General features: G+C 60.3%; 31 protein-coding genes. 13 read left to right on the top strand and 18 right to left on the bottom strand.

Annotated features, from left to right (window positions below; translation table 11 throughout):
* Positions 1–59: 59 nt before the first annotated feature.
* Positions 60–698 (top strand): uracil phosphoribosyltransferase, encoded by a 639-nt coding sequence (upp, locus tag AC4PS7_RS01170; protein WP_010213094.1) that lies wholly within the window; start codon positions 60–62, stop codon positions 696–698.
* 2 nt (positions 699–700) lie between these two features.
* Positions 701–1,975: a uracil-xanthine permease family protein gene (locus tag AC4PS7_RS01165; RefSeq protein ID WP_010213095.1), complete on the top strand. Its 1,275-nt coding sequence runs from the start codon at positions 701–703 to the stop codon at positions 1,973–1,975.
* A 124-nt stretch (positions 1,976–2,099) separates the two neighbouring features.
* Here the strand turns inward: AC4PS7_RS01165 and hisC are convergent, their stop codons facing one another.
* The 10 genes from hisC to AC4PS7_RS01115 form a co-directional block, all read right to left on the bottom strand.
* Positions 2,100–3,152, bottom strand: coding sequence for a histidinol-phosphate transaminase (gene hisC / locus AC4PS7_RS01160; protein ID WP_010213097.1), 1,053 nt, complete (start codon positions 3,150–3,152; stop codon positions 2,100–2,102).
* Between the two features lie 3 nt (positions 3,153–3,155).
* Positions 3,156–4,478 carry a histidinol dehydrogenase gene (hisD, locus tag AC4PS7_RS01155; protein WP_010213100.1) on the bottom strand — a complete coding sequence of 441 codons (1,323 nt, stop codon included), beginning with the start codon at positions 4,476–4,478 and terminating at the stop codon, positions 3,156–3,158.
* Positions 4,479–4,606: 128 nt separating this feature from the next.
* A complete protein-coding gene (gene hisG, locus AC4PS7_RS01150; RefSeq protein WP_010213102.1) occupies positions 4,607–5,242 on the bottom strand; it encodes an ATP phosphoribosyltransferase in 636 nt (211 codons plus the stop codon).
* Positions 5,243–5,455: 213 nt separating this feature from the next.
* Positions 5,456–6,721 carry a UDP-N-acetylglucosamine 1-carboxyvinyltransferase gene (gene murA, locus AC4PS7_RS01145; RefSeq protein ID WP_010213103.1) on the bottom strand — a complete coding sequence of 422 codons (1,266 nt, stop codon included), beginning with the start codon at positions 6,719–6,721 and terminating at the stop codon, positions 5,456–5,458.
* A gap of 23 nt (positions 6,722–6,744) precedes the next feature.
* Entirely contained in the window at positions 6,745–6,984 is a 240-nt protein-coding gene (locus AC4PS7_RS01140; RefSeq protein WP_003188597.1) for a BolA family protein, read from the bottom strand.
* A 114-nt stretch (positions 6,985–7,098) separates the two neighbouring features.
* Positions 7,099–7,404, bottom strand: coding sequence for an STAS domain-containing protein (locus AC4PS7_RS01135; RefSeq protein WP_010213104.1), 306 nt, complete (start codon positions 7,402–7,404; stop codon positions 7,099–7,101).
* Positions 7,401–8,051 carry an MlaC/ttg2D family ABC transporter substrate-binding protein gene (locus AC4PS7_RS01130; RefSeq protein ID WP_010213105.1) on the bottom strand — a complete coding sequence of 217 codons (651 nt, stop codon included), beginning with the start codon at positions 8,049–8,051 and terminating at the stop codon, positions 7,401–7,403. Before AC4PS7_RS01130 ends, AC4PS7_RS01135 begins: the two co-directional genes overlap by 4 nt.
* 11 nt (positions 8,052–8,062) lie before the next feature.
* Positions 8,063–8,530 carry an outer membrane lipid asymmetry maintenance protein MlaD gene (gene mlaD, locus AC4PS7_RS01125; RefSeq protein WP_010213106.1) on the bottom strand — a complete coding sequence of 156 codons (468 nt, stop codon included), beginning with the start codon at positions 8,528–8,530 and terminating at the stop codon, positions 8,063–8,065.
* On the bottom strand, positions 8,530–9,327 hold the full coding sequence (gene mlaE / locus AC4PS7_RS01120; protein WP_492179029.1) for a lipid asymmetry maintenance ABC transporter permease subunit MlaE: 798 nt from the start codon (positions 9,325–9,327) through the stop codon (positions 8,530–8,532). Before mlaE ends, mlaD begins: the two co-directional genes overlap by 1 nt.
* Complete coding sequence (locus tag AC4PS7_RS01115) at positions 9,327–10,136, bottom strand: ATP-binding cassette domain-containing protein (RefSeq protein WP_003171811.1); 810 nt, start codon at positions 10,134–10,136, stop codon at positions 9,327–9,329. The genes mlaE and AC4PS7_RS01115 overlap by 1 nt, the downstream gene beginning before the upstream one ends.
* Before the next feature lie 298 nt (positions 10,137–10,434).
* On the opposite strand from AC4PS7_RS01115, the gene AC4PS7_RS01110 reads away from it, so the two are divergent.
* The 10 genes from AC4PS7_RS01110 to AC4PS7_RS01065 all read left to right on the top strand — a co-directional run bounded on the left by AC4PS7_RS01110 (position 10,435) and on the right by AC4PS7_RS01065 (position 17,444).
* A complete protein-coding gene (locus tag AC4PS7_RS01110; RefSeq protein WP_187516716.1) occupies positions 10,435–11,409 on the top strand; it encodes a KpsF/GutQ family sugar-phosphate isomerase in 975 nt (324 codons plus the stop codon).
* The gene (locus AC4PS7_RS01105; protein ID WP_010213109.1) at positions 11,410–11,934 is read left to right on the top strand and encodes a KdsC family phosphatase; all 525 of its coding nucleotides are present in this window, start codon (positions 11,410–11,412) and stop codon (positions 11,932–11,934) included. It abuts the gene before it with no gap.
* Between the two features lie 8 nt (positions 11,935–11,942).
* On the top strand, positions 11,943–12,515 hold the full coding sequence (gene lptC, locus AC4PS7_RS01100) for an LPS export ABC transporter periplasmic protein LptC (protein ID WP_010213110.1): 573 nt from the start codon (positions 11,943–11,945) through the stop codon (positions 12,513–12,515).
* Positions 12,502–13,035, top strand: a complete 534-nt coding sequence (gene lptA, locus AC4PS7_RS01095; RefSeq protein ID WP_021491882.1) for a lipopolysaccharide transport periplasmic protein LptA — start codon at positions 12,502–12,504, stop codon at positions 13,033–13,035. Before lptC ends, lptA begins: the two co-directional genes overlap by 14 nt.
* Positions 13,035–13,760: an LPS export ABC transporter ATP-binding protein gene (gene lptB / locus AC4PS7_RS01090; RefSeq protein ID WP_010213114.1), complete on the top strand. Its 726-nt coding sequence runs from the start codon at positions 13,035–13,037 to the stop codon at positions 13,758–13,760. The genes lptA and lptB overlap by 1 nt, the downstream gene beginning before the upstream one ends.
* A gap of 185 nt (positions 13,761–13,945) precedes the next feature.
* Positions 13,946–15,439, top strand: coding sequence for an RNA polymerase factor sigma-54 (locus AC4PS7_RS01085; RefSeq protein ID WP_010213115.1), 1,494 nt, complete (start codon positions 13,946–13,948; stop codon positions 15,437–15,439).
* A 75-nt stretch (positions 15,440–15,514) separates the two neighbouring features.
* Positions 15,515–15,820 (top strand): ribosome hibernation-promoting factor, HPF/YfiA family, encoded by a 306-nt coding sequence (gene hpf / locus AC4PS7_RS01080; RefSeq protein WP_010213116.1) that lies wholly within the window; start codon positions 15,515–15,517, stop codon positions 15,818–15,820.
* Between the two features lie 10 nt (positions 15,821–15,830).
* Positions 15,831–16,295: a PTS IIA-like nitrogen regulatory protein PtsN gene (gene ptsN, locus AC4PS7_RS01075; protein ID WP_010213118.1), complete on the top strand. Its 465-nt coding sequence runs from the start codon at positions 15,831–15,833 to the stop codon at positions 16,293–16,295.
* Between the two features lie 2 nt (positions 16,296–16,297).
* Positions 16,298–17,155 carry an RNase adapter RapZ gene (rapZ, locus tag AC4PS7_RS01070; protein WP_010213119.1) on the top strand — a complete coding sequence of 286 codons (858 nt, stop codon included), beginning with the start codon at positions 16,298–16,300 and terminating at the stop codon, positions 17,153–17,155.
* Positions 17,156–17,171: 16 nt separating this feature from the next.
* The gene (locus AC4PS7_RS01065) at positions 17,172–17,444 is read left to right on the top strand and encodes an HPr family phosphocarrier protein (RefSeq protein WP_010213120.1); all 273 of its coding nucleotides are present in this window, start codon (positions 17,172–17,174) and stop codon (positions 17,442–17,444) included.
* Positions 17,445–17,532: 88 nt separating this feature from the next.
* Here the strand turns inward: AC4PS7_RS01065 and AC4PS7_RS01060 are convergent, their stop codons facing one another.
* The 6 genes from AC4PS7_RS01060 to pmbA all read right to left on the bottom strand — a co-directional run bounded on the left by AC4PS7_RS01060 (position 17,533) and on the right by pmbA (position 22,790).
* Positions 17,533–18,426, bottom strand: coding sequence for a ZIP family metal transporter (locus AC4PS7_RS01060; protein ID WP_010213121.1), 894 nt, complete (start codon positions 18,424–18,426; stop codon positions 17,533–17,535).
* Between the two features lie 33 nt (positions 18,427–18,459).
* A complete protein-coding gene (locus AC4PS7_RS01055) occupies positions 18,460–19,071 on the bottom strand; it encodes a superoxide dismutase (RefSeq protein ID WP_010213122.1) in 612 nt (203 codons plus the stop codon).
* Between the two features lies 1 nt (position 19,072).
* Entirely contained in the window at positions 19,073–19,501 is a 429-nt protein-coding gene (locus AC4PS7_RS01050; protein WP_137205851.1) for a DUF2753 family protein, read from the bottom strand.
* Positions 19,502–19,528: 27 nt separating this feature from the next.
* Positions 19,529–20,905, bottom strand: a complete 1,377-nt coding sequence (locus tag AC4PS7_RS01045; protein WP_045791314.1) for a class II fumarate hydratase — start codon at positions 20,903–20,905, stop codon at positions 19,529–19,531.
* Complete coding sequence (locus tag AC4PS7_RS01040; protein ID WP_021491886.1) at positions 20,898–21,293, bottom strand: hypothetical protein; 396 nt, start codon at positions 21,291–21,293, stop codon at positions 20,898–20,900. The genes AC4PS7_RS01045 and AC4PS7_RS01040 overlap by 8 nt, the downstream gene beginning before the upstream one ends.
* A gap of 150 nt (positions 21,294–21,443) precedes the next feature.
* Positions 21,444–22,790, bottom strand: coding sequence for a metalloprotease PmbA (pmbA, locus tag AC4PS7_RS01035; RefSeq protein WP_010213126.1), 1,347 nt, complete (start codon positions 22,788–22,790; stop codon positions 21,444–21,446).
* 108 nt (positions 22,791–22,898) lie between these two features.
* On the opposite strand from pmbA, the gene yjgA reads away from it, so the two are divergent.
* Entirely contained in the window at positions 22,899–23,420 is a 522-nt protein-coding gene (gene yjgA, locus AC4PS7_RS01030; RefSeq protein WP_010213128.1) for a ribosome biogenesis factor YjgA, read from the top strand.
* 45 nt (positions 23,421–23,465) lie between these two features.
* Here the strand turns inward: yjgA and tldD are convergent, their stop codons facing one another.
* The gene (gene tldD, locus AC4PS7_RS01025; RefSeq protein ID WP_492179028.1) at positions 23,466–24,908 is read right to left on the bottom strand and encodes a metalloprotease TldD; all 1,443 of its coding nucleotides are present in this window, start codon (positions 24,906–24,908) and stop codon (positions 23,466–23,468) included.
* A 16-nt stretch (positions 24,909–24,924) separates the two neighbouring features.
* On the bottom strand, positions 24,925–25,773 hold the full coding sequence (locus AC4PS7_RS01020) for a carbon-nitrogen hydrolase family protein (RefSeq protein WP_042571666.1): 849 nt from the start codon (positions 25,771–25,773) through the stop codon (positions 24,925–24,927).
* Between the last annotated feature and the right edge of the window lie 20 nt (positions 25,774–25,793).

The following is a 25,793-nucleotide window of genomic DNA, read 5'->3' as shown; positions in this document are numbered from 1 at the left end:
AACACCCTCGGATAGATTAATCTAGGCCGGTTTTTTTGCCCGCCGCCGGAGCCTTTCCCATGCCCACTCGCGAGATCCGCCACCCGCTGATCCGACACAAGCTCGGCCTTATGCGCCGCGCCGACATTAGCACGAAGAACTTCCGTGAGCTTGCTCAGGAAGTCGGAGCGTTGCTCACTTACGAAGCCACCAAGGATTTGCCCCTGGAAACCTACGAGATCCCCGGTTGGGCCGGTCCCGTCCAGGTGGAGAAAATCGCTGGTAAGAAAATCACTGTGGTCCCGATCCTGCGCGCCGGTATCGGCATGCTCGAAGGCGTACTCAGCCTGATCCCGGGCGCCAAGGTCAGCGCTGTGGGCGTAGCCCGCAACGAAGAGACGCTGGAAGCCCACACCTACCTGGAAAAACTCGTTCCGGAAATCAACGAACGCCTGGCGATGATCATCGACCCGATGCTGGCCACCGGCAGCTCCATGGTTGCCACCATCGACCTGCTGAAAAAAGCCGGTTGCCGGGACATCCGCGCCATGGTCCTCGTCGCTGCCCCCGAAGGCATCGCGGCCGTCGAGAAGGCCCATCCGGACGTGCAGATCTACACCGCGTCCATCGATGAGCGCCTGAACGAACACGGCTACATCATCCCAGGCCTGGGCGATGCCGGTGACAAGATCTTCGGCACCAAGCAGAAGGACGCGTGAACATGCAGGATGAATTCAACGACCCGCTTTGGCGCCAGATCCTGTCTGGCGCACAGATGCTCTTCGTAGCATTTGGCGCGTTGGTGTTGATGCCGCTGATCACAGGTCTTGATCCAAACGTTGCCCTGTTCACCGCGGGCCTGGGCACGCTGTTGTTCCAGCTGGTGACAGGGCGGCAGGTGCCGGTTTTCCTGGCGTCGAGCTTTGCCTTTATCACCCCGATCATTCTCGCCAAGGGCCAGTTCGGCCTCGCGGCGACCATGGGCGGGGTGATGGCGGCCGGGTTCGTGTATACCTTCCTCGGTCTGGCGGTGAAGATCAAAGGCACCGGGTTCATCGATCGGCTGTTACCGCCGGTGGTTATCGGGCCGGTGATTATTTCCATTGGCCTGGCCATGGCGCCGATCGCCGCCAATATGGCGATGGGCAAGTCAGGCGATGGCGCCGAGCTGATCCATTACCAGACGGCGATGATGATCTCGATGCCGGCGCTGCTGACCACGCTGATCGTGGCGGTGTTCGGCAAAGGCATTTTCCGCCTGGTGCCGATCATCTCCGGCGTGCTGGTGGGGTTTGCCATGTCGTTCTACTTTGGCGTGGTCGACACAGCGAAGATCGCCGCCGCGCCATGGTTCGCCCTGCCCCACTTCACCGCGCCGGAATTCAACTGGCAGGCGATTCTGTTCATCGTGCCGGTGGCCCTGGCCCCGGCGATCGAGCATATCGGCGGAGTGATTGCGGTGGGTAGCGTGACCGGTCGCGACTACTTGAAGAAGCCCGGCCTGCACCGCACCCTGCTGGGCGACGGCATTGCCACCACGGCAGCCGGCCTGTTTGGCGGCCCGCCCAACACCACCTACGCCGAGGTGACTGGCGCGGTGATGCTGACCAAGAACTACAACCCGAAAATCATGACCTGGGCGGCGGTGTTCGCCATCAGCCTGGCGTTTATCGGTAAGTTCGGCGCGCTGCTGCAAAGCATCCCGGTGCCAGTGATGGGCGGGATTCTGTGTCTGCTGTTCGGCTCTATCGCCGCCGTGGGCATGAACACGCTGATCCGCCACAGGATCGACCTGGGCGAAGCGCGCAACCTGGTGATCGTCTCGGTGACGTTGGTGTTCGGGATTGGCGGTGTGCTGGTGGGTACCGGCACCGGCCCGGATGATTTCGGCCTCAAGGGCATCGCCCTGTGTGCGGTGGTAGCGATTGGTTTGAACCTGCTGCTGCCGGGCAATGATGGCTGGAAGAACAAGAAGCCGGATGAGCCGCTGCTTTAATTAACACCGCAAAACTGAATGTGGGAGCGGGCTTGCTCGCGAAGGCAGTGTATCAGTCGCATACCTTTCGACTGATACTCCGCTTTCGCGAGCAAGCCCGCTCCCACCTGTGTTTCAGCGGCTGTTAGAGCTCGCCAAGGCCATCAATCAGCGCCTGGTTCTGCTCAGGCGTACCGATGCTGATCCGCAGGAACTGGGCAATCCGCTCCTGCTTGAAGTGCCGCACGATCACCCCTTGCTCACGCAACTTGGCCGCCAGGCCAGCAGCGTCATACTCAGGATGGCGAGCAAAGATGAAGTTGGCCGCCGACGGCAACACCTCAAAACCCTTCTCCTCCAATTGAGCGACGAGCGTGTTACGGCTATCGATGACCCATTGGCAGGTCTTCTCGAAGTACTCACGGTCCTCGAACGCCGCCGCCGCGCCGACAATCGCCAGGCGATCCAGCGGATAGGAGTTGAAGCTGTTCTTGACCCGCTCCAGCGCCTCGATCAGGTCCGGATGGCCCACGGCCAGGCCTACACGCAAACCGGCCAGTGAGCGCGATTTGGACAGGGTCTGGGTCACCAGCAGGTTCGGGTAACGGTCCACCAGGCTGATAGCGGTTTCACCACCGAAGTCGATATAGGCTTCGTCGACCACCACCACCGAATCCGGGCTGGCCTTGAGGATCTGTTCCACCGCGTCCAGCGCCAGTACTGTGCCAGTCGGCGCGTTCGGGTTGGGGAAGATGATCCCACCGTTGGGCTTGGCGTAATCCGCCACACGAATCTGGAACTGTTCATCCAGCGGCACCGGATCCGACTGGATGCCATAAAGGCCGCAGTACACCGGGTAGAAGCTGTAGCTGATATCCGGGAACAGCAGCGGCAGGTCGTGCTGGAACAGCCCGTGAAAGATGTGCGCCAGGACTTCGTCGGAACCGTTGCCGAGGAACACTTTGCCGGCGTCGATCCCGTAATATTTGGCGACCGCCTGCTTGAGCAGGTCGCTGTTCGGGTCCGGGTACAGGCGCAGGTTATCGTTCAACTCCGCCTGCATCGCTGCCAACGCCTTGGGCGATGGGCCGTAGGGGTTTTCATTGGTGTTGAGCTTGACCAGCTTGGTCAGCTTGGGTTGTTCGCCGGGCACGTAAGGCACCAGGTCCTTGACGAATGGGCTCCAGAATTTACTCATGTCTCAGTTCCCCTTCTCATCAAGGATGCGGTATTCGGCGCTACGGGCGTGGGCGCTCAGGGATTCACCACGGGCCAGCACCGAGGCAGTCTTGCCCAGCTCGGAGGCGCCCTGCGGCGAACAGAAGATGATCGATGAACGTTTCTGGAAGTCATACACCCCCAGCGGCGACGAGAAACGCGCGGTGCCGGACGTCGGCAGCACGTGGTTCGGGCCTGCGCAGTAGTCGCCCAGGGCTTCACTGGTGTGACGGCCCATGAAGATCGCGCCGGCGTGGCGAATCGACGGCAGCCAGGCTTGTGGATCGGCAACGGACAGTTCCAAGTGCTCTGGCGCGATGCGGTTGGCCACTTCGATGGCCTGCTCCATGTCGCGCACCAGGATCAACGCGCCCCGACCATTGATCGACTTCTCGATGATTTCGGCGCGGTCCATGGTCGGCAGCAACTTATTGATGCTGGCCGCAACCTTGTCGAGGAACTCGGCGTCCGGGCTGACCAGAATCGCCTGGGCGTCTTCGTCGTGTTCGGCCTGGGAAAACAGGTCCATGGCGATCCAGTCCGGATCGGTCTGGCCATCGCACACCACGAGAATTTCCGAAGGGCCGGCGATCATGTCGATACCGACCTGCCCAAACACATGACGCTTGGCGGTGGCGACGTAGATGTTGCCGGGCCCCACCACCTTGTCGACCTTCGGCACGCTTTCGGTGCCATACGCCAGGGCCGCGACGGCTTGGGCGCCGCCGATGGTGAACACACGGTCGACGCCGGCGATGCAGGCGGCCGCCAGCACCAGCTCGTTGATCTCACCGCGCGGGGTCGGCACCACCATGACCACTTCGGTCACGCCTGCCACTTTGGCCGGGATCGCGTTCATCAGCACCGACGACGGGTAAGACGCCTTGCCACCCGGCACGTACAGGCCGGCACGGTCCAGCGGCGTGACCTTCTGGCCCAGCACGGTGCCGTCGGCCTCGGTGTAGCTCCAGGAATCCTGCTTCTGCTTTTCGTGGTAGCTGCGCACCCGCGCCGCCGCGACTTCCAGAGCTTCGCGCTGAGGTGCAGTGATGCGCGTCAGGGCCAGCTCCAGGCGTTCGCGCGGCAGGATCAGGTCGGACATCGACGCGACGTCCAGGCCATCGAACTGGCGGGTAAAGTCCACCAACGCCGCATCACCGCGCTCGCGCACGGCCTTGATGATGTCGAGTACTCGCCCGTTGACCGAATCGTCGGACACGCTTTCCCAGCTCAGCAGATGATCCAGATGATGGGCGAAATCCGGGTCGGCAGCGTTGAGTCGGGCAATTGCAGTGGACGTGGTCATAGCGAGGGCCTCAATAGAATTGGCAAAAACTCAGGCGCCCTAAATTAGCAGTCGTTTCCGCTTGGGCACCTGAGAATTCTGGCTATGAGGCGGATAGACGGGCGCAGCCTTCCGGCTACGCGGGTAAGTCAACCGCGGTGTCGCGACTCCACTGCCTTGCGCAGGGTGTCGATCAACGCCTGGATACGGGCGTGCTGCATCTTCATCGATGCTTTGTTGACGATCAGGCGGGAGCTGATGTCGGCAATGAATTCTTGCGGCTCAAGACCGTTGGCACGCAGGGTGTTGCCGGTGTCGACCACGTCGATGATCTTGTCGGCCAGGCCGATCAACGGTGCCAGCTCCATCGAACCGTAGAGCTTGATGATATCGACCTGACGGCCTTGTTCGGCGTAGTAGCGCTTGGCAACGTTGACGAACTTGGTCGCCACGCGCAAACGGCCCTTAGGCTCGACGTCGCCGACGCGGCCGGCGGTCATCAGCTTGCACAGGGCGATACGCAGGTCCAATGGCTCGTACAGGCCCTGGCCGCCGTATTCCATCAGCACGTCCTTACCGGCGACACCGAGGTCAGCCGCGCCATGCTCAACGTAGGTCGGCACGTCGGTGGCCCGCACGATCAACAGGCGAACGTCGTCCTGGGTCGTGGGGATGATCAGCTTGCGGCTCTTGTCCGGATTCTCGGTCGGCACGATGCCCGCTTCAGCCAGAAGCGGCAACGTGTCGTCAAGGATGCGGCCCTTTGACAGTGCGATGGTCAACATGGGAAACGTCAGTCCTTCATCAGGCTATTGCTGTCCGATCGCAAACGGCGCCGGACACAGATCGAGGCCATTACAGCCTCGATTTGAAACAAATCAGTGTTTGTAGCAGCGAGCTTGCTCGCGAAGAACTCATGGACACCGCGTTGATTCTGGATAAACACGTTATCGTTGAGGTCTTTCGCGAGCAAGCTTGCTCCTACAGTGCAGCAGGGACTAGCCCGGTACGCGGCGGATTTTCGCGCCGAGCATCTGCAGTTTCTCTTCGATGCACTCGTAGCCACGGTCTATGTGGTAGATGCGGTCGATCAACGTGTCACCTTCGGCGATCAGCGCCGAGATCACCAGGCTGGCCGAAGCCCGCAGGTCAGTAGCCATCACTGGCGCACCCTTGAGTTTCTCGGTGCCAGTCACAATGGCGGTATTGCCTTCGACCTGGATCTTCGCGCCCATGCGGTGCAGTTCATACACGTGCATGAAGCGGTTTTCGAAGATGGTCTCGATCACGGCGCCGGTGCCTTCGGCAATGGCGTTCAAGGAGATGAACTGCGCCTGCATGTCGGTCGGAAACGCCGGGTACGGCGCGGTACGCACGTTGACGGCTTTAGGACGCTTGCCGTGCATGTTCAGCTCGATCCAGTCTTCACCGGTAGTGATTTCGGCACCGGCTTCGCGCAGTTTTTCCAGGACCGCTTCCAGGATGGTCGGATCGGTGTCCTTGACCTTGACGCGGCCACCGGTCACGGCAGCAGCAACCAGGTAGGTGCCGGTCTCGATACGGTCGGGCATGACCTTGTAGGTTGCAGTGTGCAGGCGCTCTACACCATCGATGGTGATGGTGTCGGTGCCGGCACCGGAAACCTTGGCACCCATGGCGTTCAGGAAATTGGCCAGATCGACCACTTCCGGCTCGCGCGCGGCGTTCTGCAGCACGCTGCGGCCTTTGGCCAGGGCAGCAGCCATCATGATGTTCTCGGTACCGGTCACGCTGACGGTATCAAAGAAGAAGTTCGCGCCACGCAGGCCGCCTTCCGGCGCCTTGGCCTTGATGTAGCCGCCTTCGACGTCGATGACTGCGCCCATGGCTTCGAGGCCACGGATGTGCAGGTCCACCGGACGCGAACCGATGGCGCAACCGCCAGGCAGGGCGACTTCGGCTTCACCAAAACGGGCAACCATCGGGCCCAGCACCAGGATCGACGCACGCATGGTTTTCACCAATTCGTACGGGGCGATCAAGGTCTTGATGGTGCGCGGATCGATTTCGACGGCCAGTTTCTCGTCGATCACCGGCTCGATACCCATACGACCGAACAACTCGATCATGGTGGTGATATCGTGCAGGTGCGGCAGGTTGGCCACGGTAACCGGGCCATCGCACAGCAGGGTCGCTGCCAGGATCGGCAAGGCGGAGTTTTTTGCACCGGAGATGCGAATTTCGCCATCAAGGCGGGCACCGCCGGTAATAATCAATTTATCCATAAGAATCTCGACGCCTTGGGGGCTCAGGTGCGCTCGGCCCAGGCCGCGCGGCTGAAAAATTTCATAGTGACCGCATGGATGCTGCCATCGGTGATCCACGGGTTCAAATGGGCATAGATCTGCTGCTGACGCTTGACCGGGCTGAGTGCCGCCAGTTCATCGCTAATCACGTTCAGCTGGAAGTTGCAGCCTTCGCCTTCAACTTCTACGGTCGTTTCCGGCAGCTTTCCTTCAAGAAAGCTCTTAACTTCTAGGGCCTGCATGCTCAACCTCTATCGGCGCCCAGTGCGCGCGGGTCGCACATCATACAAAAAAGCCCCGCGCCTGCGAACCCCGCATAGCAGGACTCTGACGGGGGGCCTCTTTAATGATGTGTATTAAGGATGGGCCAGCAGTTCGGTCAGACCGGAAACTTCGGCAATTTCACGCATGTCTTCGGGCATTGCGCGGATGCTGACGGGCTTTTTCGCCGCTTGGGCATCACGCATGAAGCACAGCAACAACGATAAACCGACGCTGCTGGACTTGGTCACCGCCGAACAATCCAGCACCAACGCGGGCGCGGAACTGGTCTTGATCAGTGCCTGGCCCTGCTTGCGCAGGTCAGGCCCGGTGAGGTAATCCAGCACGCCGCTGATGAACAGCTCGCCGGCATCGCCTAGACGAACAGCCGCTTCAGTCATTGCGCAGGCTTCCCGGAAGCTTGTTTGTCGGTTTCTTCCTTGGCCTTGGCGACTTCGCCGGCCCAACCATTGATGGTCTTGTCCAGGTCATTGCCATTGCGTTGCATGGCGTCGGCGAACTGGTCACGGAACAGCTTGCCGATGTTGATCCCGTTGATGATCACATTACGCAGCTTCCACTCGCCGTTGATCTTTTCCAGGGTGTACTGCACCGGGTAGACGGCGCCGTTATTGCCCTTGACGCTCATGTTGACGCTGGTGCGATCACCGGACTCGTCACCGGCTGGAGCGACGGTAATCCCCTGGTTGTTGTACTCAAGCAAAGCGTTGCCGTAGAACTGGAACAGGCCTTTCTTGAAGTTTTCCTGGAAAGTCTGCATCTGCGCGGGAGTTGCCTTGCGCGAATACTTGACCGTCATGATGCTGCGGGAAATGCCTTCGGCATCGACCACCGGGCCGACAATGGTGTTGAGCGCGTCGTAGAACTTACTCGGGTCTTGCTTGTACTGCTCTTTATTGGCAGTCAGGTCAGCCAGCATCTTGCTGGTCGTGTCCTGCACCAGCTCGTGCGCAGAACCTGCAGCGTTAGCCATCAGCGGCAGCGCTGCCAACAACACCAGCAGGCCACGTCGCAAGGTAGAGATCATGAACAGATTCCTCATTTGGCGTCTTTATTGACCGTATTAAGCAGGAATTTACCGATCAGGTCTTCAAGCACCAGCGACGACTGTGTGTCGTGGATTGTCGAGCCATCCTTGAGCAGGGCTGTTTCCCCACCCACGCTGATACCGATGTATTTTTCGCCCAGCAGACCCGCAGTGAGGATAGATGCAGTGGAGTCGGTCGGCAGATTATCTACCTTCTTGTCCAGTTGCAGGGTCACTCGCCCGGTGAAGCTGTCGCGGTCCAGATCGATTGCCGTGACCTTGCCGATGGTCACACCGGCCATGGTCACTTTAGCTCTGACAGTCAAACCGGCGAGATTATCGAAGTACGCGTAAAGTTTATATGTATCGGCGGTGGGGCTGGCCGACAGGCCACTGACTCGCAGGGCCAACAAGAGTAAAGCCAGGATGCCAGCCAGCAAGAAAAGGCCGACACCGATTTCCACAGTGCGGTTTTGCATCAGAAATCTCCAAACATCAAGGCGGTCAAAATGAAGTCAAGGCCCAGTACCGCCAGCGAGGCGTACACAACGGTCTTGGTGGTGGCGCGACTGATCCCTTCTGAAGTGGGCTCACAGTCGTAGCCTTGGAATACGGCGATCCAGGTGACGACAAAGGCGAAGACAATGCTCTTTATGATGCCGTTGAGCACGTCACCGCTGAAGGTCACGCTGTTTTGCATGTTGGCCCAGTAGGAGCCGTCGTAGACGCCCAGCCAGTCCACCGCCACCCACGAACCGCCCCAGATACCGACCACGCTGAAGATCATCGCCAGCAGTGGCAGGGAAATGAAGCCGGCCCACAGGCGCGGGGCAACAATGTACTTGAGCGGATCCACGCCGATCATTTCCAGGCTGGACAGCTGTTCGGTGGACTTCATGTTGCCGATTTCGGCGGTCAGCGCGGAACCCGCACGCCCGGCGAACAACAAGGCAGTCACCACCGGCCCCAGTTCACGCAACAGCGTCAGGGCGACCATCTGCCCCACCGCCTGCTCCGAACCGTAGGTGGAAAGAATATTGAAGCCCTGCAACGCCAGCACCATGCCGATGAATACCCCAGAGACCACGATGATCACCAGGGACATCACGCCTACCGAATGCAGCTGCTTGATCAGCAGGCCGAAGCCGCCGCCAATGCCGCCGCGACCGAGCAGGGCGTGGAACAGGAAAATCGTCGAACGACCGAGCACTTCGACAATGTCGATACCCGAACGACCGAAAAGGCGAACCTTCTCGATGAGAGATGTCTTGCGCATCAGCGCTTCCCCAGAAGATCTGAGCGGTAATCCGCTGCCGGAAAGTGAAAAGGCACCGGGCCATCAGGATCGCCGGTCATGAATTGGCGAATGCGCGGGTTGTCGGCGTTCATCAGTTCTTCGGGCGTGCCCTGCCCCAGCACCTGGCCATCGCCGACGACATAGAGGTAATCGGCAATGCTCGCGGTTTCTGCCAGATCGTGGGAGACCACAATGCTGGTGATGCCCAACGCATCGTTGAGCAAGCGGATCAAACGCACCAGCACGCCCATGGCGATGGGGTCCTGACCGACAAAAGGCTCGTCATACATGAGGATCTGCGGGTCGAGGGCAATGGCACGCGCCAGGGCCACACGGCGCTTCATGCCGCCGGACAGCTCGTCAGGCATCAGGTCGATGGCACCGCGAAGGCCTACGGCCTGCAGTTTCAGCAACACAATGTCACGAATCATTTCATCGGACAGCTGGGTATGCACCCGCAGCGGAAAGGCCACGTTCTCGAAAACATCGAGGTCGGTGAACAGCGCACCGCTCTGGAACAGCACACCCATATGCTTGCGCGCATCGAACAGATCACTGCGCGACAGCGTCGGCAGGTTCTGGCCATTGACCCACACTTCGCCGGCACTGGGGCGCAATTGCATGCCCATCAGGCGCAACAGGGTGGTCTTGCCGCAACCGGAAGGCCCCATGATGCCCGTGACCTTGCCGCGCGGAATGCGGATATCGACGTTATTGAAGATGCTGCGCGTCCCGCGCTTGAAGGTCAGTCCCTTCAGCTCGACCGCGTAGGCGTTATCGGCACTCATCTAAACTCCTTGGGATGCAGCCTCTCACTCAGACACCACGCTTGCGACAAACGTTTGCAACCGTTGTGCAATAGTTGGCCACGTGGGCTGGGCGGACCGAACTGGCGGCGAACTATATCACTGCTGGTACAGGGCGCCCAAGGCCGGAACAGCGCTTGTTCAGATTGGGGACAGGGAAAAATCGTTGCTTGGGATGAATCTCAGGCGCGTTGCGAACAAACCCTGACGAACTAGCGTGAGGGAATTGATCATTACCGCTATAATCGCCGACTTTTCGTCAGGCTATACGATTTCAGACATGAGCCAATCCAGCGACCTTATTCAATCCGCACAACGCACCATTCGCCTCGAGCTTGAAGCCGTAGAAGGCTTGCTGGCGCATATCGACGCAGATTTCGTACGCGCGTGCGAGATGATTCTGGCAAGCAAGGGCCGGGTTGTCGTGGTCGGCATGGGCAAGTCGGGTCACGTCGGCAACAAGATCGCCGCCACCCTGGCCAGCACCGGGACCACTGCGTTTTTCGTGCACCCGGCCGAGGCCAGCCACGGCGATATGGGCATGATCACCAAGGATGACATCATCCTGGCGCTGTCCAACTCCGGCACCACCAACGAAATCGTGACCCTGCTGCCACTGATCAAGCGCCTGGGCATACAGATGATCAGCCTCACCGGCAACCCGGAATCGACCCTGGCCAAGGCCGCCGACGTAAACCTGAATGTTCACGTGGCCCACGAGGCCTGCCCGCTGAACCTCGCGCCCACCTCCTCCACCACCGCGGCGCTGGTCATGGGTGACGCCCTGGCTGTGGCGCTGCTGGAAGCCCGTGGGTTTACCGCTGAAGACTTCGCTTTTTCCCATCCCGGTGGCGCCCTGGGCCGCCGCCTGCTGTTGAAAGTGGAAAACGTCATGCATTCCGGTGATGAACTGCCCCACGTCCAGCGCGGCACCTTGTTGAAGGACGCGCTGATGGAAATGACCCGCAAAGGCCTGGGCATGACCGTGATCCTGGAAGACAACGGCCGCCTGGCCGGGGTCTTTACCGACGGCGACCTGCGCCGCACCCTGGACCGCACCATTGATATCCACACCGCCACCATCGATGCGGTGATGACCCCCCATGGCAAGACCGCCCGCCCTGAAATGCTGGCCGCCGAAGCCTTGAAGATCATGGAAGACCACAAGATCGGTGCGCTGGTGGTGGTCGATGCCGATGACCACCCGATCGGCGCCCTGAACATGCACGACTTGCTGCGTGCGGGAGTGATGTAAATGACCAGCGACCTGTTGCAACGCGGTAAAAACATCAAGTTGGCGATTTTCGACGTTGATGGCGTGCTGACCGATGGCCGCCTGTACTTCCTCGAAGACGGCAGTGAATTCAAGACGTTCAACACCCTCGACGGCCAGGGCATCAAGATGCTGATGGCGTCAGGCGTGCAAACGGCAATCATCAGTGGCCGGAAGACTCCGGTTGTGGAACGTCGCGCACAAAATCTGGGGATTCCTCACCTGTATCAGGGCCGCGAGGATAAACTGGTGGTTCTGGACGAGCTTCTTGGCCAACTCAACCTAAGCTATGAGCAGGTCGCCTACTTGGGCGATGACCTGCCAGACCTGCCGGTGATCCGCCGGGTGGGCTTGGGCATGGCGGTCGCCAATGCGGCGGCATTTGTTCGCGAGCATGCCCACGGCATCACCACCGCCCGTGGCGGCGAAGGTGCCGCCCGCGAGTTCTGCGAGCTGATCCTGCGTGCCCAGGGCAGCCTTGAAGCGGCCCACGCCGCCTACTTATAGAGCGTTTTATGCTGAGCAAAAAGATTCGCAACTTCCTGTTATTCGGGGTCATCGCCGCGCTGCTCCTGGCGGTGGGCTACTGGAATATCAGCCCGGAGCGCTTTCTCGACCAGCCTGTTGCGCAGGCTGACCAAGGCGCTATCGACTATTACGCCACCAATGCCTACAGCGTACAGTTCCTACCTGACGGCAAAGTGCAGTACGAAATGACATCGGACAAAGTCGAACACTTGAAGGCATCCGAAGTCACCCTGCTGACCAACCCCGACCTGAATCTGTACCGCGGCACCGAATTCCCCTGGCACGTCACCAGCAAGCGTGGCGAGGTCAACCCGGACGGTACCGAAGTTGAATTGATCGACTCGGTACGCGTCGCCCGCACTGACGCGCAGAACCGCGATACCGTGATTACCAGCAGTCGCATGACCGTATTCCCGCAGAAGCAATATGCGCAGACCGAGCAAGACGTTAGAATCGACGGCGCTGGCGGTGTATCGACTGGCAAGGGAATGAAAGCGTATTTGAAAGAAAGCAGGATACACCTGCTATCGAACGTAAGAGGACAGTATGAGGCTCGTTAAAACTCTCCCTATTTTGCTCGGTCTGGGCGCAGCACTGGGAAGCGTGAGCGCCTGGGCTCTGCCGAACGATAGCCAGCAGCCGATCCACATCTCGGCTGACGATGCGCAGCTGGATGACAAGCAAGGTGTCGCCACCTACACCGGTGGCGTGATCATTACCCAGGGTTCGATGAAGATCACCGGTAATACGGTGACCCTGACTCGCACCGCTGCCGGCGACATCGACGTGGTGACTTCCGTGGGCAACCTGGCTTACTTCGAACAGAAGCAGTCGCCTACCGACACCGGCCCGATGAAAGGCTACGGCAAGACCATCCAGTACCACGCCCAGCAGAACCGCATCGTGCTGATCGATCAGGCCAAGGTGCTCAGCCCCGATGGCAACTCCACGGAAGGCGAGAAAATCACCTACGACACCGTGAAACAGATCGCTAACGCCGGTCGTGCCAATGGCAGCAAGGTCACTGCACCACGCCCACGCATCGACATGGTTATCCAGCCGAAGAAGAAGGCCGAGTAATGGCAACCCTGAAAGCCCAGCATCTGGCCAAGGCCTATAAAAGCCGTCAGGTCGTGCGCGACGTCAGCCTGTCGATCGACAGCGGCCAGATCGTCGGCTTGCTCGGCCCCAACGGTGCCGGCAAGACCACCTGCTTCTACATGATCGTCGGCCTGGTCCAGGCGGACCAGGGTCGCGTGCTGATCGACGACCTGGACGTGAGCCACCAGCCGATGCACGGCCGTGCACGCGCCGGTATCGGCTATCTCCCGCAGGAGGCGTCGATCTTCCGCAAACTGTCGGTCGCCGATAACATCATGGCGATCCTCGAGACCCGCAAGGAACTCGACCGTGACGGCCGCCGCAAGGAACTGGAAAGCCTGCTGCAGGAATTCCACATCAACCACATTCGCGACAACCTCGGCATGAGCCTGTCCGGTGGTGAGCGTCGTCGTGTGGAAATCGCCCGCGCCCTGGCCACTGCCCCCAAGTTCATTCTGCTGGACGAACCGTTTGCCGGCGTCGACCCGATCTCGGTCGGCGACATCAAGCAGATCATCCATCACCTCAAGGCCAAGGGCATTGGCGTGCTGATCACTGACCACAACGTCCGTGAGACCCTCGATATCTGCGAAACCGCGTATATCGTCAACGATGGCCAACTGATCGCCGAAGGTGACTCGGCCACCATCCTGGCCAACGATCTGGTCAAGGAAGTGTACCTGGGTCACGAGTTCCGCCTGTAAACACCGTGGTGTCACGGCCGTTTGCCGAGGTGCGCGGGAGTCAATGAAAACCTCCGGATTTTTATTGTTACCGCGCTCTAGGCAAAGCCCCCGACATCAGGCATATAATTTGCTTATGTTTGGCGCTCACGCGCCCTGTCGTGGATGGCGCATTGCGCCGGCGAATAAGGTGTTAAGCCCCTGCCATGAAACCATCGCTAGTCCTGAGAATGGGCCAGCAGCTGACGATGACACCGCAGCTGCAACAGGCCATCCGCCTGCTCCAATTGTCGACCCTGGACCTGCAACAGGAAATCCAGGAGGCCTTGGAGTCCAACCCGATGCTCGAACGCCAGGAAGAAGGCGACGACTTCGATAATGCAGACCCGCTGGCCGATAACATCGAGCAAAAACCCAATTCCGACGTGCAGGAACCCTCCTATCAGGAAACCGCCCCTACGGTGGATAACCTTGAGGAAGGCGATTGGAACGAACGCATCCCCAACGAGCTTCCCGTCGACACGGCCTGGGAAGACGTCTACCAGACCAGCGCCAGCAGCCTGCCCAGCAATGACGATGACGAGTGGGACTTCACCACCCGCACCTCCGTTGGCGAGAGCCTGCAGAGCCATCTGCTCTGGCAACTGAACCTGGCGCCGATGTCGGACACCGATCGCTTGATCGCCGTGACCCTGATCGACTGCATCAACAACCAGGGTTATCTGGACGAGACGCTTGAAGAAATTCTTGAAGCCTTCGACCCGGAACTGGATATCGAGCTGGACGAGATTGAAGCCGTCCTGCACCGCATCCAGCAGTTCGAGCCCGCCGGCATCGGCGCACGCACCCTCAGCGAATGCCTGTTGCTGCAATTGCGCCAACTGCCGGCCAAGACGGCCTGGCTCACCGAGGCCCAGCGCCTGGTCACCGACTACATCGACTTGCTCGGCAGCCGCGACTACAGCCAGTTGATGCGCCGCATGAAGCTCAAGGAAGACGACCTGCGCCAGGTCATCGAGCTGGTACAGAGCCTCAACCCGCGCCCAGGCTCGCAAATCGAGTCGAGCGAAGCCGAATACGTAGTCCCCGACGTCATCGTACGCAAGGACAACGAGCGCTGGCTGGTAGAGCTGAACCAGGAGTCGGTGCCGCGCCTGCGCGTCAACCCGCAATACGCCGGTTTCGTACGTCGCGCCGATACCAGCGCCGACAACACCTTCATGCGCAACCAGTTGCAGGAAGCGCGCTGGTTCATCAAGAGCCTGCAAAGCCGCAACGAAACCCTGATGAAAGTGGCCACTCAGATCGTCGAGCACCAGCGCGGCTTCCTGGAATACGGCGACGAGGCGATGAAACCGCTGGTACTGCATGACATCGCCGAAGCGGTTGGCATGCATGAATCGACGATTTCCCGGGTGACCACCCAGAAATTCATGCATACCCCACGGGGTATTTATGAACTGAAATACTTTTTCTCCAGCCATGTCAGCACCTCCGAAGGCGGTGAATGCTCGTCCACGGCGATTCGCGCGATCATCAAAAAACTGGTTGCTGCGGAAAATCAGAAAAAGCCATTGAGTGACAGTAAGATCGCTGGTTTACTGGAGGCACAAGGCATTCAGGTCGCCCGTCGAACCGTCGCCAAGTACCGCGAATCCCTTGGGATCGCGCCTTCCAGCGAGCGTAAGCGTTTGATGTGACGGGCGGGCCACAGCGTTCCAGTGGCAGGTAGTCCTACCTGCCGCTTTATGCACTGGCAACGAAGGAGAAGCTGTATGCAAGTCAACATCAGTGGACACCATGTAGAAGTCACCCCTCCATTGCGCGAATACGTCGAGCAGAAGCTGAAACGGCTTGAGGGTCATTTCGACAAGATCACCAATGTGCAAGTCATCATGAAGGTCGACAAGCTTCAGCAGAAAATTGAGGCGACTCTCCAGATACCCGGTGGCGAAGTAGTCGCCAATGCCGAGCATGAAGACATGTATGCATCAATCGACTTGCTCACAGACAAGCTTGACCGCCAACTTAAAAAGCATAAGGAAAAGAATCTGAGCCTGCTTCAGGGCACAGGTCGTTAACTCTCCCCCCATGATCCGACTTGAAACCATCCTGACCCCCGGCCGTTCCCTTGTGAACGCGCCGGGCGGCAGCAAGAAGAAAGCCCTTGAGCAAATTGCCAACCTGATCAGCCGCGAAGTGCCTGAACTGGAAATGCAAGATGTCTACGAGGCTCTGATTGCCCGTGAAAAACTCGGTTCCACCGGTTTTGGCAACGGCATCGCCATTCCGCACTGCCGCCTCAAAGGCTGCGAGACCCCAGTCAGCGCCCTGCTTCACCTGGACGCTCCCATCGATTTCGACGCTATCGACGGTGCCCCGGTCGACCTGCTGTTTGTACTGCTGGTCCCGCAGGCTGCCACCGATGCGCACCTGGAACTGCTTCGGCAGATCGCCAGCATGCTCGACCGCAAGGACGTACGCGACAAACTGCGCAGCGCCAAAAGCAACGAGGCGCTTTACCAGGTTGTCCTGGATGAACAGAACGGGCAGTAATCATGCGCTTGATCATCGTCAGCGGCCGCTCCGGCTCGGGTAAAAGCACCGCCCTCAACGTTCTTGAGGACAGCGGTTTCTATTGCATCGACAACCTGCCCGCCGGCCTGCTGCCGGAATTGGCGGAACGCGCGTTGATCCACACCGAACTGGCTCAGCCTCTGGTTGCCGTTTCGATTGATGCACGCAACCTGCCCAGCCACCTTGAGCGATTCCCGCAATTGCTCGAGGAAGTGCGGGCCAAGCATATCCATTGCGATGTGCTCTACCTGGATGCCGACGAAGAGACCCTGCTCAAGCGTTTCTCCGAAACCCGTCGGCGCCACCCCCTCAGCAGCCCTCACCGTTCCCTGGCGGAAGCCATTGAAGACGAAACCAAGCTGCTGGGGCCGATCATTGACCTCGCCGACCTCAAGATCAACACCACCAGCCTCAACCTGTACCAGTTGCGCGACGCCATCAAGCTGCGCCTGCTGAACCAGCCGGAGCCAGGCACCGCCTTTCTGGTCGAGTCGTTTGGGTTCAAGCGTGGCATGCCGGTGGACGCCGACCTGGTGTTCGACGTGCGCTGCCTGCCCAATCCCTACTGGAAGCCGGAGCTGCGTGAGCAATCCGGGCTGGACCAGGCCGTGGCCGATTACCTGGCCGCGCAACCGGATGTGGAGGAAATGTTCCAGGACATTTCCAGTTACCTGCTCAAATGGCTGCCGCGTTTTGCCGCCAGCAATCGCGCCTATGTCACCATTGCCATCGGCTGCACCGGCGGGCACCACCGCTCCGTCTACCTGACCGAGCGCCTGGGCCAGGTGTTGCAACAAACCCTCAAGAATGTCCAGGTCCGCCACCGCGACCTTAGCTGAAAGGAACACCTTCGCGATGCCCGCTCTGGAAATTGAAATCATCAACAAACTGGGCCTGCACGCCCGTGCCTCGGCCAAATTTGTCGGTGTCGCCGGGCAGTTTCCCTGCCAGATCCGCGCCGGTCGTACGCCGGAATCCATGGTCGATGGCAAAAGCATCATGGCCATGATGATGCTGGCTGCCGGCAAGGGCACCAAGATTCACTTGAAGACAGAGGGCGAGCAGGAAGACGAAGCGATGGCCGCACTGGTGGCACTGATCAATAACTACTTCGACGAAGGCGAATAACCCTCCTGTAGAAGTCTGGCTGACCGGCGATAGCGTCCACGACTCGCGACTGATCGCCGGCGAGCCGGCGCCTACAAGGGAGCGGGTATTATCCCAAAGCCGTGTCCATCACCATCATCAAGCAAAATCCGATGCACAACCCAAGGCTGGCGAGCTTTTCATGACCATTGCGTCGCGACTCGGGGATGACCTCGTGAGTCACCACCAGCAGCATCGCGCCAGCGGCAAGCGCCAAACCCAATGGCAACACTACTTCGGCAAGGCTGACCAACCAGGCACAAAGCACCGCAAACACCGGCTCCACCAGACCTGACGCCGCACCGATCAAGAACGCCTTGCCCCGCGACATCCCCGCCCCGGCCAACACCAACGCAATCACCAGCCCTTCCGGCACGTCCTGCAAGGCGATGCCCATGGCCAGGCTGTCAGCATCCGGCATGCCGCCGCCCGCCGAGACACCCACAGCCATGCCTTCCGGGATATTGTGGGCAATGATGGCAAACACAAACAGCCAGATACGCGGCGGGATCACCGGTTTGTCCGGCGTGCCCACCAGCATTTCCGGGCTGGCGCCGGAGACTTTGCGGTCAACCAGATACAGCCCGAAGGCGCCCAACATAATGCCAAAACTGATCAATCCACTGGCCCCCCAGGGCGAGAGCCCCAGGCCTTCAGCCGCAGCGATGCCCGGCACGATCAGCGAAAACGCGGTCGCCGCCAACATCACCCCAGCCCCAAAGCCCAGCAGCGTATCGCTCAATGCCACCGGCATGCGCCGGATAACCAGCACCGGCACCGCGCCGAGCGCCGTCCCGAGCGCACAGATGGATCCGCCCTGCAGGGCGCGCAGAATGCGCGGCTCCAGGTTCAGCCACGCCAGCCCGTGGGCCACCAGCAATGCAGTACCTGCCAATAGCAGCAGCGAGCCAAACGCATAACGAAACATTCGCCCGCTGCTGATCGCCAGTGTTTCAGTGCCCATAGTCGGCCTTAGATCTTGTTATGAAGGTGAATGTCAGGCCACGGCGGCCTGATAGCGTGCGGCGACTTCTGGCCAGTTGATAACACTGTAGAAGGCATTGATGTATTCCGGGCGGCGGTTCTGGTACAGCAAATAGTAGGCGTGTTCCCAGACGTCTAGACCTAGGATCGGCGTGTTGCCGCTCATCAGCGGACTGTCTTGGTTACCGCTGCTTTCCACCACCAGGGTCTTTTGTGGATTGACGCTCAGCCAGGCCCAGCCGCTGCCAAAACGGGTCAGCGCAGCCTTGGTGAAAGCCTCCTTGAAGCTGTCGAAACCGCCCAACTGCTCCTCGATGGCTTTTCCCAATGCGCCGTCGGGTTTACCGCCACCTTTGGGCGACATCACTGCCCAGAACAGCGAGTGGTTGGCATGGCCGCCGCCCTGATTGATCACGGCTGCGCGCAGCTTTTCCGGCAGTTGCTGCACGCTGGAGACCAGCTTCTCCACCGGCCAGCCGGCGAACTCGGTGCCGTCGACGGCAGCGTTGAGGTTGTTGATGTAGGTCTGATGGTGCTTGGTGTAGTGGATCTCCATGGTTTGCGCATCGATATGCGGTTCCAGGGCGTCGTAGGCGTAAGGCAATGCAGGCAAGGTATAAGTCATATCAATGTGCTCCGTATTGAGGAGGGGTGGGTTGCGCCGCTGCGCCACCCAACAGGCGATGAGTGCGAGGGTACTCGCCGTGATCGCTGATGAAATTCAAGAGCTCGACGTAGGTCTTGCTGCTCTGGCGCAGCGCCGCTTCCCGCAATTGCGGGCTCAGCCGCGGATCCTGCAGGGTCTGCAGCAGGCGCTGGTGGATGGCACAGAGGTATTCCGCGCTTTCCTCCGGCTGGTTCAGGCGCAGGTGAAGGTCCGCCAGGTTGTGATGGGAAATGACGCAAGCCGCCACTGCTTCGTCGGCGTCCGCCCAGCGTTCGAACAACACTTGGGCCAAGGCGAGGGCTTGCAAATAGGCCTCGCGAGCGTCCACCAACTCGCCTGCCATAAAGCAGCGATTGGCCCGTTCGATCATGCGTTTCCAGTGCTCCATGGTGAGCCTCCAAAGCAGGGTCGGTGATTACACGCCGCCGGCCGTGAGCTTTTCCGGATCCAGCAGAACTTCCAGTTGGCTGCGCGGTAAGTCGGTGTGTTCAAGGGCGACGTCAATCACCGGACGGCCTTGCTGATAGGCCTTCTTGGCAATTTCAGCGGCCTTTTGGTAACCGATGATCGGGTTGAGCGCGGTCACCAGGATCGGGTTGCGCGACAGCGCTTCCTTGAGCTTGGCTTCGTTGACCTTGAAACTGGCGATGGCTTTATCGGCCAGCAAACGGCTGGCATTGGCCAGCAATTCGAGGCTGCTGAGCAGGTTCTGCGCGATGATCGGCAGCATCACGTTCAACTCGAAGTTGCCGGACTGGCCTGCGACGGTGATCACCGCGTCATTACCGATAACCTGGGCGGCAACCATCGCCGTCGCTTCCGGGATCACCGGATTGACCTTGCCAGGCATGATCGACGAGCCAGGCTGCAGGCCTTCCAGTTCGATTTCACCCAGGCCCGCGAGCGGACCGGAGTTCATCCAGCGCAGGTCGTTAGCGATTTTCATCAGCGACACGGCAATGGCTTTTAACTGGCCGGAGACCGCGACGGCGGTGTCCTGGGAGCCAATCAGCGCGAACAGGTTCTTGCCGGGCGTGAATTTCACGCCGGTCAGGCTGCTCAGTTGCTGACTGAAACGCACAGCGAATTCCGGGTGTGCGTTGATCCCGGTGCCAACCGCCGTACCGCCTTGGGCCAGCGCTTGCAGGCTCGGCAATAGATCCTGCAAGTGGCCGATATTGGCCTTGAGCTGCTGCGACCAACCGTTGAGCACCTGGCTCATGCGCACAGGCATGGCATCCATCAGGTGCGTTCGGCCGGTTTTGATGAACGGGTGAACCTCCTCGGCTTTCTGTTCAATGACTTGCACCAAATGCAGCAGGGCCGGCAGCGTTTGCTCATGCAGGACCAGTGCGGCACTGACATGGATGGTGGTCGGAATGATGTCGTTGCTGCTTTGGCCGCAGTTCACGTGGTCGTTGGGGTTGACCGATTCGCCGAGCAACCGGGTAGCGAGGGTGGCAATCACTTCATTGGCGTTCATGTTGGAGCTAGTGCCGGAGCCCGTCTGGAAGACATCCACCGGGAAGTGACGCATGAAGTCGCCTTCCAGCAAGCCTTGGGCGGCGTCGACGATGGCCTTGCCCTGGCCTTCGCTGATTTGCTTGAGGTCGACGTTGACCTTGGCGGCGGCGGTCTTGGCCAGGATCAGGGCGCGGATGAATTGCGCCGGCATGCGTTGATGACTGATCGGGAAGTTGTTCACCGCGCGCTGGGTTTGCGCGCCATACAAGGCCTCGGCCGGCACTTGCAGTTCGCCCATGCTGTCGCGTTCGATACGGGTGTTACTCATCGGAAGATCCTTGCACCAGGTCAGAAACAGAAATCGAGGGCAGCAGCTCGCAGGTCGCCAATCGCCACGCAAAGGACTGCCAGCGCTTGAGGCGGCATGCGCAGTGGGAGAGTTTTTCCAGGTCGCGCAGGGGGCGCCAGGCTTGATCCAGGCACAGAGAGCGCCAATGCCAGGGCAGTGCGATGTCGCTGGCGGTATCGAGCAGCAGGTGGAATGAAGTTTCTGCGATCGTCCACGGATGGGTCGCCGTGCAGCACGCCAGGTATCGCCCCTCATTGAGGTAATGTTCGATCAGGCGCGGTTCGTTGGGGTCGAGGCCGCAGCGAATCTGGCGACTCATCCAGCGCCAGCTCTCCAGGTAAGGATCCTCATGCAGGACAGAACTCATGATCCACACTCATTCGGTAATGATATTTATTATTAAATGATATTGAGAATCAAAACAAGTGCAACAAACTAGCCACCTGCAATGCACGCACAAAAAAAGGCGCGCCGTCTTGAGGAGGGCGCGCCTTTATTGGGTGAAGCGTCGGAAGGATCAGCTGCCAGCGACAGTCATCCGCTCGATCAACACCGAACCTGTGCGAATGTTGCTGCGCAGTTCCAGATCATTACCCACAGCAACGATCTGCTTGAACATGTCGCGCATATTGCCGGCGATGGTCACCTCCTGGACGGCAAACTGAATTTCGCCATTTTCCACCCAGAAACCCGCCGCCCCGCGGGAGTAATCACCGGTGACCATGTTCAGGCCATGGCCCATCAACTCAGTCACCAGCAGGCCACGCCCCATTCGCCGCAGCAGCGCCGCCTGGTCTTCATCGCCGTGGGTGACGAACAGGTTATGCACGCCGCCGGAGTTGGCGGTGCTGGGCAGGCCCAGCTTGCGACCGGCGTATGTGCCCAGCACGTAAGACACCAACTCGCCCTTCTCGACGAACGGCTTGGCATAAGTCGCCAGGCCATCACCGTCGAACGACGTACTGCCCATGGCGCGCATCAAGTGCGGACGTTCATCGATGGTCAGCCACTCCGGGAACAGTTTCTGGCCAATCGAGCCTTCCAGGAACGAGGATTTGCGGTACAAGTTGCCACCGGAAATCGCCCCCAGGAAGCTGCCAAACAACCCACCGGCCAGTTCCGCCGAGAACAGCACCGGCACTTCACAGGTCGGCACCGGGCGCGCACCCAGACGGCTCGCCGCACGCTGCGCGGCGCGCTGACCAATGCTGACCGCGTCCGCCAGCAACTCGCCCTGACGGTTCACGTCATACCAGTAATCACGCTGCATCTGGCCATCGGCTTCGGCAATCATCACGCAGCTCAAGCTATGACGGGTGGATGCATAACCACCGATAAAGCCATGGCTGTTGCCATACACGCGGCACCCCTGGTGCGTGCTCAACGTGGTGCCATCCGCGTTCTTGATGCGGGGATCGGCGTCGAACGCGGCCGCTTCGCAGATCAGCGCCTTTTCAATGGCCTGTTCGGGTGTGATATCCCATGCGTGAAACAGATCGAAATCCTGCAGGTCCTTGGCCATCAGCGCTTTATCGGCCAGGCCAGAGCTTTCATCCTCGGAGGTGTGCTTGGCGATTGCCAACGCTGCGGCCACCGTCTCGCGGATCGCGTCCGGACCGCTGGCCGAGGTGCTGGCCGAACCTTTGCGCTGCCCCATGTACAGCGTGATGCCGAAACCCTGGTCGCGGTTGAACTCAACAGTCTCCACTTCCCGCTGACGGACCGACGTCGACAGCCCCTGTTCCAGCGACACCGCCACTTCACAGGCACTGGCCCCCTGGCGCTTGGCCTCGGCAAGGATCTGCTCGACTTGTTCCTGCAGTGCCGGTAACGCTTGCGGACCGACGCTTTGGGCTGCACTCATGGTTTTCTCCACTCAAATTCTGCTTTCGGTTAAGGCCATCGAGCGACCGGGCCGGACAAGCGGCCCCCGACTGGTTATCATGGCGGCGTTTCTTTGCGGACTGCCACCATGGTTGATTCTTACGACGACTCCCTCGATGGGGAGAAAAGCAAAACCCAGGTCAAACGTGAGCTGCATGCTCTGGTCGACCTCGGCGAGCGCCTTACAACGCTCAAAAAAGACTTGATTGCAAAACTGCCACTGACCGACGAAATGCGTCGTGCCCTGGCCGATGCGCCCAAGCACACCGCGAATATCGCGCGTAAACGGCACATCTCGTTTATCGGCAAGCTCATGCGCGATCAGGACATCGACGCCATTTTGACTTTGCTCGATCAAACCGATGCCTCGACTCGCCAGTACAACGAACGCTTCCATAACCTGGAACGCTGGCGTGACCGCCTGATCTCGGGCGATGACGCGGTGCTGGAGAAATTCGTGATGGACTACCCGGATGCGGACCGCCAGCAACTGCGCTCCCTGATCCGTCAGGCCCAGCACGAACTGGCGCATAACAAGGCGCCCGCCACCAGCCGTAAAATCTTCAAGTACATCCGTGAGCTGGACGAGACTCAACGCGGCCTGCGTTGATCCTCTTCCCCGGGTGGCGTTCTGCGCCACCCGAAGCTCCACCCCTTACGACCCCGTGCCACCCACGGTGATCGCATCAATCTTCAGCGTTGGCTGGCCGACACCCACCGGCACCGACTGCCCATCCTTCCCGCAGGTACCCACGCCGCTGTCCAGCGACAGGTCGTTACCGACCATCGACACCTTGCTCATCGCTTCAGGACCGTTACCAATCAACGTTGCGCCTTTGACCGGCGCGGTGATCTTGCCGTCTTCGATCAGGTACGCCTCGCTGGTGGAGAACACGAACTTGCCGCTGGTGATGTCCACCTGACCGCCGCCGAGGTTGGCGCAGTAGATGCCGCGTTTCACCGAAGCAATGATTTCCGCCGGATCGCTTTCGCCACCGAGCATGTAGGTGTTGGTCATCCGCGGCATCGGCAGGTGCGCGTAGGATTCACGCCGACCGTTACCGGTGCGCGCCACGCCCATCAGGCGGGCGTTAAGCTTGTCTTGCATGTAGCCCTTGAGCACGCCGTTTTCGATCAGGGTGGTGCATTCGGTTGGCGTGCCTTCGTCGTCGATGCTCAGCGAGCCACGGCGCCCGGCCAGGGTGCCATCATCGACGATGGTGCAGAACTTGGACGCAACCATCTCGCCCATGCGCCCGCTATAGGCCGAACTGCCCTTGCGGTTGAAGTCACCTTCCAGGCCATGGCCGACCGCTTCGTGCAGCAGCACGCCGGACCAGCCCGAACCCAACACCACCGGCAAAGTACCAGCCGGCGCCGGGATGGCTTCCAGATTGACCAGCGCCTGGCGCAACGCTTCACGGGCATACCCCATGGCACGGTCGTCGGTGAGGAAATAACGGTAGTCGGTACGCCCGCCGCCGCCATGGCCACCGCGTTCGCGGCGACCGTTCTGTTCGACGATCACACTGACGTTGAAGCGCACCAGCGGCCGCACATCCGCCGCCAGGCCGCCGTCGGTGGACGCCACCAGAATGCGCTCCCACACACCGGCCATGCTCACGGTGACTTGCTGGATACGCGGGTCGAGGGCGCGGGTTGCAGCGTCGATACGCTTGAGCAGCTCGACCTTTTCCGCACGACTGATCACTTCCAGGGGGTTATCCGGCGCGTACAACTGCGCCACGTCCTGGGTGCTGAACGCCTGCACCGTGCCATTTTGGCCCGCACGGGAGATCGAGCGCGCGGCACGCGCGGCCAGGCCCAAGGCTTCCAGGGTGATCGCGTTGCTGTAGGCAAAACCGGTTTTCTCACCGGACTGCGCACGCACACCCACACCCTGATCGAGGTTGAAACTGCCTTCCTTGACGATGCCGTCTTCCAGAGCCCAGGACTCGGAAATCTGCCCCTGGAAATACAGGTCGGCCGCGTCGATGCCCGGCCCGGCCAGATCGCCAAGCACGGTTTGCAAGCTTTCGATGGTCACGCCACCGGGGGCCAGGAGGTGATCACTGACTGAGGACAACAACTCGCTCATAGGTATGGCCTTAAATTCATCGTTCCGAAGCAGGTCGCTGTGCGCCCTGCGAGAAAAAGCGCCGATGGTTGACCACCGGCATGCGCGCCCGTATCGACGCCTGTTCACTGCTATCGCGTTCGGCCAGCAACACCGCTTCGCCTTGATCCTGTTTTGCCAGCACACGGCCCCAAGGGTCGACAATCGCCGCGTGGCCATAGGTTTCCCGTGGCCCCGGATGCACCCCGCCTTGAGCCGCCGCCAGCAGGTAACACTGGGTCTCGATGGCACGTGCACGGATCAGCACATCCCAGTGCGCGGCGCCGGTCACCGCCGTAAACGCTGAAGGCGCGGTGATCAATTCAGCCCCCGCCGCGCGCAGCTCACTGTACAGCTCGGGGAAGCGCAGGTCATAACACACCGTCAGGCCCAACCGGCCGACGGGCGTGTCCGCCACCACCACATGATCTCCGAAAGCATAGTCGTCGGATTCGCGATAGCGACCGCGAGCATCGGCGACATCCACATCGAACAGGTGCAGCTTGTCGTAACGGGCAACGATTTCGCCCTGATCATCGACCAGCAGCGAGCAGGCATTGGACTTGGCGTTCGGCCGATCCTTGGGCGGCAGCGGCAAAGTACCGGCCACTATCCATAAGGTGAGGTCGCGGGCAGTCTGTTTCAACCACGGCAGGATCGGGCCTTCGCCCAGCGCTTCGGCGCGACCGATGTCGGCCACGTCGCGGCGGCCCATGGCGGCGAAGTTTTCCGGTAATACCGCCAGCTTCGCGCCACCCGCCGCGGCGTGTTCCAGCAGACGCCGGGCCTGGGCCAGATTGGCCAGCACATCGCTCTGGCTGACCATTTGAATTACCGCAAAGGACATGGACCGACCCTCCGTAATGG

Source organism: Pseudomonas sp. DW-iso3 (assembly GCF_058725305.1).
Note: the sequence above shows the minus strand (reverse complement) of the source record. Positions and strands in the feature narration are given on the sequence as shown.

Coding starts and splice junctions, on each gene's coding strand:
- upp (WP_010213094.1), top strand. CDS start 60: ATGCCCACTCGCGAGATCCGCCACCCGCTGATCCGACACAAGCTCGGC.
- AC4PS7_RS01165 (WP_010213095.1), top strand. CDS start 701: ATGCAGGATGAATTCAACGACCCGCTTTGGCGCCAGATCCTGTCTGGC.
- hisC (WP_010213097.1), bottom strand. CDS start 3,152: ATGAGTAAATTCTGGAGCCCATTCGTCAAGGACCTGGTGCCTTACGTG.
- hisD (WP_010213100.1), bottom strand. CDS start 4,478: ATGACCACGTCCACTGCAATTGCCCGACTCAACGCTGCCGACCCGGAT.
- hisG (WP_010213102.1), bottom strand. CDS start 5,242: ATGTTGACCATCGCACTGTCAAAGGGCCGCATCCTTGACGACACGTTG.
- murA (WP_010213103.1), bottom strand. CDS start 6,721: ATGGATAAATTGATTATTACCGGCGGTGCCCGCCTTGATGGCGAAATT.
- AC4PS7_RS01140 (WP_003188597.1), bottom strand. CDS start 6,984: ATGCAGGCCCTAGAAGTTAAGAGCTTTCTTGAAGGAAAGCTGCCGGAA.
- AC4PS7_RS01135 (WP_010213104.1), bottom strand. CDS start 7,404: ATGACTGAAGCGGCTGTTCGTCTAGGCGATGCCGGCGAGCTGTTCATC.
- AC4PS7_RS01130 (WP_010213105.1), bottom strand. CDS start 8,051: ATGATCTCTACCTTGCGACGTGGCCTGCTGGTGTTGTTGGCAGCGCTG.
- mlaD (WP_010213106.1), bottom strand. CDS start 8,530: ATGCAAAACCGCACTGTGGAAATCGGTGTCGGCCTTTTCTTGCTGGCT.
- mlaE (WP_492179029.1), bottom strand. CDS start 9,327: ATGCGCAAGACATCTCTCATCGAGAAGGTTCGCCTTTTCGGTCGTTCG.
- AC4PS7_RS01115 (WP_003171811.1), bottom strand. CDS start 10,136: ATGAGTGCCGATAACGCCTACGCGGTCGAGCTGAAGGGACTGACCTTC.
- AC4PS7_RS01110 (WP_187516716.1), top strand. CDS start 10,435: ATGAGCCAATCCAGCGACCTTATTCAATCCGCACAACGCACCATTCGC.
- AC4PS7_RS01105 (WP_010213109.1), top strand. CDS start 11,410: ATGACCAGCGACCTGTTGCAACGCGGTAAAAACATCAAGTTGGCGATT.
- lptC (WP_010213110.1), top strand. CDS start 11,943: ATGCTGAGCAAAAAGATTCGCAACTTCCTGTTATTCGGGGTCATCGCC.
- lptA (WP_021491882.1), top strand. CDS start 12,502: ATGAGGCTCGTTAAAACTCTCCCTATTTTGCTCGGTCTGGGCGCAGCA.
- lptB (WP_010213114.1), top strand. CDS start 13,035: ATGGCAACCCTGAAAGCCCAGCATCTGGCCAAGGCCTATAAAAGCCGT.
- AC4PS7_RS01085 (WP_010213115.1), top strand. CDS start 13,946: ATGAAACCATCGCTAGTCCTGAGAATGGGCCAGCAGCTGACGATGACA.
- hpf (WP_010213116.1), top strand. CDS start 15,515: ATGCAAGTCAACATCAGTGGACACCATGTAGAAGTCACCCCTCCATTG.
- ptsN (WP_010213118.1), top strand. CDS start 15,831: ATGATCCGACTTGAAACCATCCTGACCCCCGGCCGTTCCCTTGTGAAC.
- rapZ (WP_010213119.1), top strand. CDS start 16,298: ATGCGCTTGATCATCGTCAGCGGCCGCTCCGGCTCGGGTAAAAGCACC.
- AC4PS7_RS01065 (WP_010213120.1), top strand. CDS start 17,172: ATGCCCGCTCTGGAAATTGAAATCATCAACAAACTGGGCCTGCACGCC.
- AC4PS7_RS01060 (WP_010213121.1), bottom strand. CDS start 18,426: ATGGGCACTGAAACACTGGCGATCAGCAGCGGGCGAATGTTTCGTTAT.
- AC4PS7_RS01055 (WP_010213122.1), bottom strand. CDS start 19,071: ATGACTTATACCTTGCCTGCATTGCCTTACGCCTACGACGCCCTGGAA.
- AC4PS7_RS01050 (WP_137205851.1), bottom strand. CDS start 19,501: ATGGAGCACTGGAAACGCATGATCGAACGGGCCAATCGCTGCTTTATG.
- AC4PS7_RS01045 (WP_045791314.1), bottom strand. CDS start 20,905: ATGAGTAACACCCGTATCGAACGCGACAGCATGGGCGAACTGCAAGTG.
- AC4PS7_RS01040 (WP_021491886.1), bottom strand. CDS start 21,293: ATGAGTTCTGTCCTGCATGAGGATCCTTACCTGGAGAGCTGGCGCTGG.
- pmbA (WP_010213126.1), bottom strand. CDS start 22,790: ATGAGTGCAGCCCAAAGCGTCGGTCCGCAAGCGTTACCGGCACTGCAG.
- yjgA (WP_010213128.1), top strand. CDS start 22,899: ATGGTTGATTCTTACGACGACTCCCTCGATGGGGAGAAAAGCAAAACC.
- tldD (WP_492179028.1), bottom strand. CDS start 24,908: ATGAGCGAGTTGTTGTCCTCAGTCAGTGATCACCTCCTGGCCCCCGGT.
- AC4PS7_RS01020 (WP_042571666.1), bottom strand. CDS start 25,773: ATGTCCTTTGCGGTAATTCAAATGGTCAGCCAGAGCGATGTGCTGGCC.